At 69.9% G+C, this 12,024-nt stretch carries 12 protein-coding genes; 6 read left to right on the top strand and 6 right to left on the bottom strand.

Going from position 1 to position 12,024, the window contains the following annotated elements; genetic code table 11:
- Positions 1–9: 9 nt before the first annotated feature.
- Genes AB0H12_RS00380 through AB0H12_RS00390 form a run of 3 tightly spaced genes read right to left on the bottom strand, consistent with a single transcriptional unit; the run spans position 10 to position 3,001 of the window.
- The gene (locus AB0H12_RS00380; protein WP_499619687.1) at positions 10–522 is read right to left on the bottom strand and encodes an aromatic-ring-hydroxylating dioxygenase subunit beta; all 513 of its coding nucleotides are present in this window, start codon (positions 520–522) and stop codon (positions 10–12) included.
- The gene (locus tag AB0H12_RS00385; protein ID WP_499619689.1) at positions 519–1,838 is read right to left on the bottom strand and encodes an aromatic ring-hydroxylating oxygenase subunit alpha; all 1,320 of its coding nucleotides are present in this window, start codon (positions 1,836–1,838) and stop codon (positions 519–521) included. The genes AB0H12_RS00380 and AB0H12_RS00385 overlap by 4 nt, the downstream gene beginning before the upstream one ends.
- An 11-nt stretch (positions 1,839–1,849) precedes the next feature.
- Entirely contained in the window at positions 1,850–3,001 is a 1,152-nt protein-coding gene (locus AB0H12_RS00390) for a glycosyltransferase (RefSeq protein ID WP_499619690.1), read from the bottom strand.
- A gap of 994 nt (positions 3,002–3,995) precedes the next feature.
- On the opposite strand from AB0H12_RS00390, the gene AB0H12_RS00395 reads away from it, so the two are divergent.
- Positions 3,996–4,340 (top strand): DUF742 domain-containing protein, encoded by a 345-nt coding sequence (locus tag AB0H12_RS00395; protein WP_230570908.1) that lies wholly within the window; start codon positions 3,996–3,998, stop codon positions 4,338–4,340.
- Here AB0H12_RS00395 and AB0H12_RS00400 read toward each other — a convergent pair.
- The 3 genes from AB0H12_RS00400 to AB0H12_RS00410 form a co-directional block, all read right to left on the bottom strand.
- Positions 4,320–5,201, bottom strand: a complete 882-nt coding sequence (locus AB0H12_RS00400) for an NAD(P)-dependent oxidoreductase (protein ID WP_499619692.1) — start codon at positions 5,199–5,201, stop codon at positions 4,320–4,322. The two genes, AB0H12_RS00395 and AB0H12_RS00400, sit on opposite strands and share 21 nt — an antisense overlap.
- 163 nt (positions 5,202–5,364) lie before the next feature.
- Complete coding sequence (locus AB0H12_RS00405; RefSeq protein ID WP_499619693.1) at positions 5,365–6,096, bottom strand: anti-sigma factor family protein; 732 nt, start codon at positions 6,094–6,096, stop codon at positions 5,365–5,367.
- Between the two features lie 4 nt (positions 6,097–6,100).
- Positions 6,101–6,664, bottom strand: a complete 564-nt coding sequence (locus AB0H12_RS00410) for a sigma-70 family RNA polymerase sigma factor (RefSeq protein ID WP_230570911.1) — start codon at positions 6,662–6,664, stop codon at positions 6,101–6,103.
- A 177-nt stretch (positions 6,665–6,841) separates the two neighbouring features.
- On the opposite strand from AB0H12_RS00410, the gene AB0H12_RS00415 reads away from it, so the two are divergent.
- The 5 genes from AB0H12_RS00415 to AB0H12_RS00435 all read left to right on the top strand — a co-directional run bounded on the left by AB0H12_RS00415 (position 6,842) and on the right by AB0H12_RS00435 (position 12,005).
- On the top strand, positions 6,842–7,420 hold the full coding sequence (locus tag AB0H12_RS00415; protein ID WP_499619694.1) for a hypothetical protein: 579 nt from the start codon (positions 6,842–6,844) through the stop codon (positions 7,418–7,420).
- Between the two features lie 12 nt (positions 7,421–7,432).
- Entirely contained in the window at positions 7,433–8,185 is a 753-nt protein-coding gene (locus AB0H12_RS00420; RefSeq protein ID WP_230570913.1) for a DUF4142 domain-containing protein, read from the top strand.
- Between the two features lie 168 nt (positions 8,186–8,353).
- Positions 8,354–9,193, top strand: a complete 840-nt coding sequence (locus AB0H12_RS00425; protein WP_499619695.1) for a ferredoxin — start codon at positions 8,354–8,356, stop codon at positions 9,191–9,193.
- Complete coding sequence (locus AB0H12_RS00430) at positions 9,190–11,016, top strand: NAD(P)/FAD-dependent oxidoreductase (RefSeq protein ID WP_499619697.1); 1,827 nt, start codon at positions 9,190–9,192, stop codon at positions 11,014–11,016. The genes AB0H12_RS00425 and AB0H12_RS00430 overlap by 4 nt, the downstream gene beginning before the upstream one ends.
- Positions 11,017–11,339: 323 nt before the next feature.
- Positions 11,340–12,005 carry a D-Ala-D-Ala carboxypeptidase family metallohydrolase gene (locus AB0H12_RS00435; RefSeq protein ID WP_499620766.1) on the top strand — a complete coding sequence of 222 codons (666 nt, stop codon included), beginning with the start codon at positions 11,340–11,342 and terminating at the stop codon, positions 12,003–12,005.
- Positions 12,006–12,024: the final 19 nt, after the last annotated feature.

The following is a 12,024-nucleotide window of genomic DNA, read 5'->3' on the forward strand; positions in this document are numbered from 1 at the left end:
ACTGTCCGATCACAGGATGATGCTGAGCTTCCCGTGCTCGTACAACGTCTCGTGGTCGAGCACCACGACCCGTCTCCGGACCCGGAACGACTCGCCCTCGACGACGAGCTCGAACCGGTACTTTCCGACGTATGCGTCAGAGCGCCCGTGCCCGAACCGGTGCACGACGACGTTCGCCGCCACGTCGAGGTGCGTGCCCCGATCGGTCAGGATCTCCACGTTGCCGATCATCCGATTCGTGCGCGACCGGGGGTTCTCGCACCACACCTCACCGTTGAGGAGTTGTTCGATCCGCTGGCGCAACCGGGCGGCATCGTCGTCGATGAGCCCGAGCGCATCGGCCGTCCCGCCGCGGACGTCGGTGGCCGGCACCGAGTAGCGGATGTCGTCGGTCAGCATCTCGTCGTACCACTCGAGCAGGCGCCACTCGTCGAGCAAGCGCGCCTCGCGGAAGAGGAACTGGCTGACCCGGTGCCACAACCGCACCCGGGCCGCTTCGTCGACCATCAGCTCGGTGGTCATCGTGGTTCCGCCCCTTGCATCTCGGCCCGGTGGGCGACCTCGAGGTGACCGTCGTCGCCGTGCATCAGCCGGTCCCACTGCCGCCAGAACTCGCGGGCGGGAAGCTCGTCGGTCGTCTCCGGGACCTCCTTGTTCATACCGCGTGACAGGTCCGAGTAGCGGACCGTGCGGTTGAGATAACCCCGCTGGCACGACTCGACGATCTCGATGTCGTCGGGGGTGGCGAAGCCGGCGGGGCCGAGGAACGTCAGGTAGTGGCTCTTGCGGAGTTCCCGGATGTCCGGGTCCTCGTCCTTGGGGGCCAGGGCGACCGAGGTGATGGCCATCTGGCCGGCGCCGACCGGGTCGATCTTGCGGATCGTGATCGCGATCGCGTCGATGATCATCAAGTTGGGGAAGATCAGCACGGCACGATTGGTGCCGGTGATCCGTTCGGCGCGTTCGGCGCCGAACCGGTCGACGAACCGCGCGGCCGTCGCCTCGATCCGCGGCCGGACCTCGGCGCCGAACATCGGCGTCCAGTAGGCGAGCGGGCGGGCTGCCGCCGGTGGCAGCTCGTTGGCTCCGTGCCCCAGTCCGAGGGCGCAGCCGAAGCCGCCTCGTCGTCGTGGTGGCACCGTCCCCAGCGACTCCATGTAGCTGACGTAACGCTTGTGCAGGGCCCGGAAGTGGTAGATGTCGACGCTGTTCTCCATCATGAGCTTCCAGTTGGCCCGAGCGCCGTGGAGTTGCGCACCTTGGATCACCTCCATCCCGACCTCGGACTGGTCGTCGATCAGGTCGAGGTACTCCGTCGCACCCGCCAGGTACTCGGTCAAGGTGCGCGGCTGCTCCGGATCGAAGGTGGCGAACACGAAACCGCGGTAACTGTCACTGCGGTGCCGCGCCAGGCCGAAGTCCGCCTTCCGGAAGCCCGGCCCGTACCCGTCCGGGATCGGGACCCCGACCAGGTCGCCCTGGTTGGAGAACGTCCAGTCGTGGTACGGGCACCGGAACGACCTGGCCTGCCCGGCCGGCTGCGAGCAGATCAGGGCCCCGCGGTGGGTGCAGCTGTTCGCGAACACCCGGATCGCCCCGTCGGACCCGCGCGCCATGACCACCGGGCGCCCGCCGACGTCGCGTGCCACGTAGGAGCCCGGCTCGGGCACCTCCGATTCGTGCCCGACGTACAACCAGCAGCGATCGAAGATCCTGGTCATCTCCAGTGCGGCCAGGTCGTCATCGGTGTAGGCGCGGCGGTCCACCCGGAACGAGAGGCGCTCGAGATCATCGATCACGATCGGGTCGCCCACCGGCCGCTGGGGTTCGATCGTCACTGCTCCCCCTTTCACTGCAACGTCTCGACCGTGCTGATGACCAGCTCTGCCGTGCGCACGGCAGAATCGCCGCACTCCGGCTGCGCAGCGCGCAACCGGGCCTGGTAGTCCCGAGCGGGATCGAGCAGATCGGTGACGGCGTCAGCGACCGCCTGCTCGGTGACGCCGGCCGGCTCCAGCGCCGTCCCAAAGCCCGCGTTGGCCACGAAGTACGCCTGGACGGGCTGATCCACGGCCAGCGGGATCACCAGCATCGGTGTCCCCGCCCGGATCGACTCCGCCACGGAGTTGTACCCGCCGTGGGTGATGAACACGTCGGCGCGCTCGAGCACCTCACGTTGCGGCAGGTACGGTGCGGTGAGCACGTCGTCGGGCAGCGCGAGCTCCTCGGCGAGATCCCCTACCGCGGCGATCACCTGTGCACCGGTCGCCGCCGCCCCGGTGATCACCGTGCGCAGCAGGTCCGGCCGTCGGTAGAAGATCGTGCCGAAGGAGACGTACACCACCGGGCGGGCGGGGTCGATCCGATCCAGGCCGGAGAAGACGACCTCGTCGCCGCGGGGTCCCGCCGCACCCGGCAACCCGACCAGCTGCACACCGTCGTCGGTGACCGCGTCGTCCCCGACGAGAGCAGGAATCGTCGGCATCAAGTTGAGGATCGGCGAACGCGCCGAGTGGGTCCGGGTCGACCACAACACCCCGTGCCCGGTCAGGTAGTCACCGACCTGCTCGTCGTACGGCCAGCGACCTCGTCGGTGCTCGCTCGGGCACACCCCACCCAGGTTGGCCCAGATCATCCCGTACGGCACGCCGGACGCCTGTGCGCCGACCATGGCCGACGCCGTGACCGGCAGCGAGTCGACGAGCACGAAGTCCGGAGCCGTCGCACGGAGCACGTCAGCCGTCTGGTCCGCCACCGGCGACGACCGGAGCATCGGTCCGATCTTCGCCGGGTCACCGCTCCACGGCGCCATCTCGACCTGCCCGATCGCGTGGACCTGCGCCTCGCCCAGGGCCTGTCGACGCTGCTCGTCGAGCACGCCACCGTCCGCGGACAACAGCAGCAGCGCAACCTCACTGCCGGCAGCCCGGAGCGCGTTGACCACCGGGACGTACGGGTTCAGGTGACCATGCTGAGTCGTCGTGAGGAGGGCGACGCGCATCAGATCTCCGATCCGTCGAAAGAAGACGACCAGGCCGACTCAAGCTCTGGCTCCGGATGCACCACAGCAGCCACGACCCCCTGCCTTCAGACGGCGACGCACCAACGGCAGAACTCCGCCCCGGGCAGGCGAGAACGCCCGGGAGGCGCAAAGATCGTCGATGTCCAGGTACTGGTACTGGTACGAGACTCTGCGCGTTCCCACCATCGCTGAGGGGACGCCGATCGACGCTACTCGGAACAACCTCGGAACAACCGGGTTCACCACCTGCCCCTTCGGGGGTTCGCACCCCTGCCTGGATGTGCAATCGATGTCGACGCCTCGCAACTGCCGGCCGGCTGCAGGTGTGTCACAACGTTCTCGACGTAACCCGGGTGGAGGGGTTGCGCCAAACGGCCCTCGAAGGCCAGGGTCCCACCCCTTCGCCCCGGGACGGCGCTCGCCGTCCACTCCTGGCAAATGTGGCCGGCGGGCGGGTCGCGGCGCGTCGGGAATGACCCGGGAATCCCGGTCGGGGCAATCCCCCGGCCCGTGCGGGAAAGCCCAACATCAAACCTTGGTCAACAACCGTTGTGAGAGCGCTCCACCCGTCACTACCTTCGGTTTCGGCCACAAGCCGCTCGGTGGTGAGCTCATCGCCAGGACACTCGAAACCCGCAACGTGTTCTGCGAGGTAAGCGTGATCGCGAATCCCACACCCATCGGGTAGACCCCCGGCGGACGCCTGGGACGACCAGTCCCAGGCGATCCGGAGCCGAACGGCCGGCGAACGGACGGTGAAGAAGTCCGATCATCCGATGCCTGTGCACAGGCCTTGCACAGCGTCGGACACCCCCTGGAAGCGACCGGGCACGGACCGTCGCGACGACGCGCAATCCCTCCCACATGCCGGGAAAACAGAGACAGGAGCGGTGATCGCTCGTAGGGTCTAGCGGCGTCGGCGACCCTGACCCCCGCACGACCATGATCACTTCGACGGCTTTGAGGAGCTGGTGTGTCGACCCTCCGGGTGCGTCCCTACACCAGAACCGGCGGGCGGACGCGCTCCGCGACGACGCTGGCCATCGAGACCATCGTGACGACGAACGAAAGAGCGGCGAGAGACGCTCTCACGTCGACCGCGGAACACCGCATCATCAGCGACCTGTGCCGCAATCCGCATTCCGTCGCGGAAGTCGCGGCGACTTTGCGATTGCCGCTCGGCGTGGTCCGGGTGTTGTTGGCGGACATGTCCGACATGAGCCTGATCAACGTGCACGAGGATCAGGCGGTCGACGCCGCGGGACGGCCTTCGCTGGAGTTGATGGAACGCGTCCTCTCAGGCTTGCGCCGAATCTGAGCGTTCCCGCAAGGCGTGCACGACGGCGGCCACGTCCTGCTTGCCGTGCCCCAGTTCCACCGTGCGGCCCATCAGGGTCAGGCACTCGTCCATCAGCGGCGAGGCGACCCCGGCGGCGCGGGCGGCGGCGGTGATCAGCCGGGTGTTGGTGAAGACGTCGGCGGCGGCGGCCTGCGCCTCGAAGTCGTCGGCGAGCAGCTTGGTGGCCTTCGCGCGGGACACCTTGCTGGCCATCGGGCCCTTGTCCAGCACCTCGACGAGCGTGCCGAGGTCGAGCTCGTGCCGTTCGGCGAAGTGGAACGCCTCGACCAGGCCGGTGGTCATGGTGATCAGGAACAGGTTCACGGCCAGCTTCATCAGCAGGGCGTTGGGAGTCGGTCCGCAGGACACGACCTCCACGCACATCGGCGCGACCACGTCGCGGACCCGTGCCACCGCGTCCTGGTCGCCGGCGAGCATGGCGACGAGCTCACCGGCCTCGGCCGGGCCGCGCGAGCCGGAGACGGGCGCTTCGACGTAGTCGCCGCCGGCGGCGCGGACGTCGGCGCCGAGGGCGTGCGAGTAACCGGGCGAGGTCGTGCCCATGTGCACGATCGTGCGGCCGGCGACGTGCTCGGCGAACCGGTCCGTGCCGCGGTCGAGGACGACGTCCATCGCGTCCTCGCCGGAGAGCATGAGGATCACGGTCCCGGCGGCGGCGAAGACCTCGCCCGGTGTCGCCACGACCCGCGCGCCCGCGTCCCGCAGCGGTTCCGCGCGGTGCGGCGAGCGGTTCCACACCACGAGCGGCCGACCGGACCGGGCCAGGTTGAGCGCCATCGGCTGCCCCATGATGCCGAGACCGACGAATCCGACCTCCACCGAGACCTCCCTCGCACGGCGGCACGGCGCCGCCTCCCTGGTGGGATTAAACGCCGTGCCGGTGGAGCCGGTCGAAGGGTGGTGCGCCGCGCGTGTCGCGAGCGTTCAACTCAGGTGTTCTGAACGTAGGACTCTCGCGGTTTGGAGGTAGGACCCTCGCGGGTCAGGAGGTCGGCAGGCGGACCAGGGTCGCGCCTTCCTTCGTGTCCCGCACGACGAACTCCACGATGTCGTGCCAGCGCATGCCGACGGAGGCCTGCAACGTCACCGGGTCCTTGCCGGGACCCGTCGTCGTCACCAGCCAGGAGCCGAGGACCATCGCCTCGCCCGTGCGCGACTTCGCCACCAGCTCGCACCGGGTGGGGCCCTTCGCGCCCTTCACCTCGACCTGCACCGACGTGCCCCACGGCTCGGGGCTGGCCGAGAGCCGGGCGAACACGCCGGTCGCGGGGTCGGTGCGGGTGATGGAGCCGGACGCGTCCGGGGCGCCCTTCGCCACGTTGGACTGCTCCGGCACCGACGGCGTGGTGGAGGTGGCGACCGAGTCGGACGGTGCGGCGACGTACACCGACACGACCGCGGTCAGCACGACGAGCAGCGTCGCGGCGGCGGCGGCCAGCAGCGCGACGTTGCGGCGCTTGCGCGCCCTGGTTTCCGAGACCGAGTCGAGCATCGCGCGCACCGAACGGCCGTCGGGCCGCTCCCCCGCGTTGGCGCGCAGCATGCCGTTGGCGTCGGCCTCGTCGAGCAGATCGGGCAGTTCGGCGAAATCGCGCAGGTCGAGCGCACATCGACGGCATTGGGCGAGGTGGTTCTCGAACGCGTCGACCTCGTCCTCGTCGAGGACGCCGAGGACGTACGCCGCCACGTCGACGTGGAACGGCTGCGAAGTCACCTGTTCAGCCCCGATCCTGCAAAGCACGTCGCAGGGCGCGAAGCGCGTAGTACACCCTGGACTTCACCGTGCCGGGCGGTACCCCGAGCACCGCCGCGGCTTCCCCGACCGTTCGATCTCTCAAGTAGGTCTCGAGAATAGCCTCCCGGTGTTCCTCCGTCAGTCCGTTCATCGCTTCGGCTACGACTATGGCCGCCAGCGTGCGGTCCGCTTCGTCCCGCTGCGGGGCCTCGTCGGACGGCGTCAACTCCGACTCCTGCGGTCGGACGCTCCGCTTGCGACGGTCGTCGATGACCAGCCGCCGGGCGACGGTGAACAGCCAGGAGCGCAGCAGGACGGGGTCCCGCTCCAGCTTCTCGGCGTTGCGCCACGCCCGCACGAGCGTCTCCTGGACGATGTCCTCTGCCCACTGCCGGTCGCTGCCGGTCAACCTCATGGCATGCCCGAGCAGCGCGCTGCCGAACTCCTGGTAGAGCCTGCGGATCAGCTCGTCTTCCAGACTCAAGTCCGGCCAACTGCGATCTCTCTGGGGGGAAGTGCTGCGTCTGTGCCGCGCCACGCCGAGCATCCAAGCGCGCCGAGGGCTTCCGCGTCGAGGGTTCAGCCACAAAAAAAGTCGTCGATTTGTTCGTGAACCGTCATCGCATCGTGTCCGTACTCCACGGTATCCGCTTCAGAGGCTCGGACCGGTCCACCGGTCTGCTAGCCCTTTCGGCGGACCCGCCGGCAGGAGAAAGGACCAACGATGCGAAGTCGACGTTCCCGGAAGGCGTTGCTGCTGGTTCCGGCGGCCGCGGCGTTGATGCTGGTCAGCGCCTGTGGCGCGACCGGTGTCGACAACGTGGCGAGCCAGAACCCCGCGAACGGCGCCGGATCCGGTTCGACGACTCTCCAACAACAGCCGGAATTCGGCAAGGAGCCGCACCAGATGCTCTCGGCGACCGAGTCGAAGCAGGTCGGGTGGTTCGTCGCGGACGCGGGCGGCTTCGCGCTGTACCGCTACGACAAGGACACCGCGAAACCGTCGAAGTCCACTTGCGACGCCGAGTGCCTGAAGAACTGGCCCCCGGTGCTGGTCAGCGACCACACCATGACCTCCGGCGTCGACCCGACGCTGGTCGGCTCGGTGGCCCGCGCGGACGGCAGGAAGCAGGTCACGCTGGCCGGTTGGCCGCTGTACCGGTACGCGGGTGACAAGAAGGCGGGCGACCTGACCGGGCAGGGCAAGGGCGGCACGTGGTTCGCGGTGACGCCCGAGGGCAAGAAGGCGCAGGCGAACGACGGCGCGGCGCCCGGCCAACCGTCCACCGGCGACGGCTACTAGGACGAGAAACCCATGTCAGCCAAGCGTTTCGCGGCGGTCGCGCTGGCCCTGCACCTGCTGTTGATGCCCGCGCTGCCCGGTGTCGCGCACGCCGACGACCCGCCGGGCGCGGGACCGGTGGAGCAGACGCCGCTGGGCCCGATCACCGCGCAGGACAAGGAACTCCTGGTCAAGGTGCGACTGGCCGGCCTGTGGGAGATGCCCATGGGCGAGGAGGCGCAGAGCCGCGCGGCCAGCACCCGGGTCAAGGAGGTCGGCGCGCAGCTGGCGAGCGACCACACGTTCCTCGACGAGCGGGTGGTGCGGCTGGCGTCCCAGATGGGCGTCGCGCTGCCGGACGAGGCCAACGCCGACCAGCAGTCGTGGATGGCGGAGATGCGCGCGCGCACCGGCGCGGCGTTCGACGACTCGTTCGCCAACCGGCTGCGCGCCGCGCACGGTTCGATCTTCCCGGCCATCGCCACCGTCCGGGCGACCACGCGCAACGAGGCGATCCGGCAGTTCGCCCAGGTGTGCAACCAGATCGTGCTCAAGCACATGACCTTGTTGGAGAGCACCAACATGGTCACCGACATGGGCCTGTCCAAACCCGTGGCCGCCGGCGCCGCGCCCGGGAACGCGGTGACCGCCGACCCGGTGCGGGCCGCGGCGCAGCTGCCGGCGGGCGGCCCGAGTGCCCTCTCCGTCCTCCTCATGTGCCTGGTGGGCGCGGTCGTGACGATCGGGATCCTGCGCCTGCTCCGGCCGCGCAACACCGTCAAGTGAAAGGAGGTGGTGGCCGACCGACACCACAACGCGTCTCCCACCGCGGAGAAACTCCCACACCCTCGAACCCGCCCGGCAGGTCGTGACCACTCCTGCGCGGCCGGCCGGGCGGGTCGGACCTCTCCCACCGCCTGCGAGTCTCTCCCGCCATCTCGGAGGTAAAGACCAGTGCTCACCCAGGTTCCGCTGCTGATCGCCCAGGCGACCGGCGGCGACCACGACGCCGGAGTGCGCCACGTGGCGCAGATCTCGGCCCGCCTGGCCTACGCGACCATGTGCGCCACCCTGTGCTGGGGCGTGCTGATCGCCACGGGCTGGGCCAACAAGATCTCCGGCAGACAGGGGTTGCGCAACAGCCACATGGTGCTGGCGACGATGGCCCTCACGTTCGGGTCGCTGCACGCGTTCGCGTTCACCCTGTTGCAGCTCGGCGCCTTCTCGTACTTGAAGCTCCTGGTGCCGTTCTACGACGGCGGCCTGCTCCGGCACGCCCTCGGCATCCTCGGCCTGGAGATCATGCTGACCCTCGCGATCACCGCGGGTCTGCGCAAGAAGATCTACTACCGCAAGTGGCTGCGGCTGCACCAGCTGGCCTACCTCGCGGTCGCCGTGACCGTGGTCCACTCCTGGTTCGGCGCGATCGCGAACGGCAACCTGGCCGTGCTGTGGTTGGCCGGCCTCACGATCCTGGTGCCGACGGCGACCATCGCCATCGCCCGCTTCCTGCCGCCGGACTGGCTGGTGAAGCTGGGCATGCTGGAGCCGGAGCCCGGTTTCGAGCCCGAGCCGGACGGCGCGGGCGGCAGCGCGTTGGACATCAGCGTCGACAACGAGCGCTGCCACCGCTACGGCATCTGCCAGGCCGAGGCGCCGGGGCTGTTCCAGCTGGTCGACGACGAGCGCCTGCGCTACGAGCGCAGGCCACCACCCGAGCAGTTCGCGAAGGCGCGGGCCGCCGCGCGCGCCTGTCCGATGCGCGCGATCGAGCTGCGGGAGCGTGTGCGGTGAAGAACGAGGAACGCGTGGTCATCGCGGGCGGCGGGTTGGCCGGTCTGCGCGCGGGCGAGCGGTTGCGCGAGCTCGGCTTCCGCGGCGAGATCGTCATCGTGAGCGCGGAGCGGCACCTGCCCTACCACCGGCCCGCGCTGTCCAAGGAGGCCATCAACGGCGAGCTGGTCGCCTCCGACCTGCGGCTGACCATCAGCCGCGAGCTGAACGCGGTGTGGCGGCTGGGCACGGCGGCGACCCACCTGGAGCCGGACCGGCGCGTGGTGGGCCTGCCCGGCGGCGAGGAGCTGGGGTACGACGGGCTGATCATCGCGACCGGCGTCGAGCCGCGCCACCTCGCGGGCGCGCCGCGCCAGGACCCGCGCATCCACGTGCTGCGGACCGTGGACGACGCGATCGCGATCAAGCGGGCGATCAACTCGACGCAGGGGCTGGTCGTGGTGATCGGTGGTGGCCTCATCGGCTGCGAGATGGCCGCGTCGGTGAAGACGATGGGCCGGGACGTGGCCATCGTGAGCCGGTCGTCCGCGCTGCTGGGCAGCGCGGTCGGCAAGAACATCGCCGACACGGTCACCGAGGCGCACCGGGTGCGCGGTGTCCGGATGGCGATGGGCGTGAAGATCCGGCACTGGGTGCGCCAGGCGGGCGGGGTGGCGATCCACCTGTCCGACGGGCAGGTGTTCTTCGCCGCGGTCGTGGTGATCGCGGTGGGCGCCTCGCCGTCGATCGCCTGGCTGCGCGGATCGGGTCTGGTGCTGGAGGACGGCGTGCTGTGCGACCCCACGTGCCACGTGGTCGGCGGGTCCGACATCGTGGCCGCGGGTGATGTCGCGCGGTGGCCGAACCTCCGGTTCGGAGGGCAGCCGCGTCGGGTGGAGCACTGGCTCAACGCGGTGGAAATGGGGCGGGCGGCCGCGGAGAACCTGTTGGCGGGCAGGGACAATTCGCGGCCGTTCACCCCTGTGCCCCGGTTCTGGACCGAGCAGTACGGGATGCGCATCCAGGGGTCGGGCCTGCCCGCGATGGGCACGGACACCACGACGTTGGCGGGGTCGCAGAAGGACCACCGGACCATCACCGGGTTCGTCAACGACGGGCGCCTGGTCGGGATGGTCGGGTTGGACGCCCCGACGGCGATGATCAAGCTGTCGACCGAGCTGTGGCGGCAGAACCGGGTGACCGCGAGCGGGCCGCGCCGCCGCCCGCCGCAGCACGTGCCACCGGACGCCGCGGCCCCGACCGTGTCGCAGAACGTGCCACCGCCCGCGCCGCCGAAGGAGAACCCGGTGCCGGCGGCCGGACCGATGGCCTCACCGGCCCGGCACGAGGAGTCGGTGCGGTTCGAAGCACCACGTACGGACTCGGTGCATTTCCAAGCGCCACGCACCGAGTACGCGCGCTTCGAAGCGCCACCCACCGAATCGGTCCGGTTCGAGGCGCCACGCACCGGGTCCGTGCACTTCGAAGCGCCCCGGGCCAGACCGGAGCGGGCCAAGCGGACGCGGTCGGAGCAGTCGATGCGGTTCGAGGCCGTGCGCTCCGAGGCGTTGCGCCTCGAGAACGCGCTGCTCCAGGAAGCGGTCCGAGCCGAGGCCGCGCGCTCGAACTCGGCGCGCGCCGAACCGGTGCGGTCGGACTCCGTGCGATCCGAGCCCGGCCCGACCCGCACGCAGTTCTCGGACCCGGTCGAGCTGGCCAGGGTGCCGCGCCAACAACAGGAGTCCCAGCCGCTGCCCTTGCCGCCCTCGCACGCCCCGGTCGTGCGCTCACGCGGGCAGAGCCGGTCGCTTGCCCGCACCGGTCCGAAGGCGAGACCCCGGTGATCCGCAGGCGGCGGTGTGCGGTCGGCCGGCTTCGCGGCCCCGAAGGCACTTGCGGCGCACGGTGGCGGTGGGACGGTCGGAGTCGGCGCGCGACCGCCTGGTCACGTTCTACGGTGACCGGACCGAGCGGCGAGAGCGCCCGCGTGACCAGTCGTTCACAAACTGTTCGCGTGGTGTGAAATATTCAGACATCGGGGACAGATTGACGCAAGTTTACCTCTCCGACAGGCTCCAGACCCGTCCCCCAACCCGGTCTGGAGGTCCCTGTGCTCCGACTAGTGTCCTACCTGGCGTCGCTAGCGCTCGTCGCCGTGGTTCTCGTGATGGGTGGTGGCACGGCGCAAGCCGACGGCTGCTACACGTGGAACCGAACCCTGTCCCAGGGCGCGTCCGGCGAGGACGTGCGGCAGCTGCAGATCCGGCTGTCCGGCTACCCCGGCTACGGCGCCGTGCTCGGCCTCGACGGCGAGTTCGGCCCGGCGACGCGGTCGGCCCTCGTGCGCTTCCAGCAGGCTTACGGCCTGGCGGCGGACGGGGTGGCGGGTAGCGCGACCTACTCGCGGATCTACTCGCTGCAGGACGACGACTGCACGCCGATCAACTTCTCCTACGCGGAGTTGAACAACTGCAACTCCACCTGGTCGGGCGGCGCCGTGTCCGCCGCGACGGCGAAGGCCAACGCGCTGGTGTCGATGTGGAAGTTGCAGGCGATGCGGCACGCGCTCGGTGACCAGGCGATCCGGGTCACCAGCGGGTTCCGCAGCGTCGCGTGCAACAACGCGGTCGGTGGCGCGTCCAACTCGCGGCACCTGTACGGCGACGGGGTGGACCTGGGCGCGGGTCCGCACTCGCTGTGCCGCTTGGCGCAGCAGGCCCGCAACCACGGGTTCAACGGCATCCTCGGCCCGGGCTACCCGGGTCACGGCGACCACACGCACGTCGACCACCGGAGCAGCCGCTTCTGGTCGGCCTCGTCCTGCGGCATCTGACCGATCCGCCAGGACGCCG

Source organism: Actinosynnema sp. NPDC023794 (assembly GCF_040639675.1).
Classification (GTDB): Bacteria; Actinomycetota; Actinomycetes; order Mycobacteriales; family Pseudonocardiaceae; genus Actinosynnema; species Actinosynnema luteola.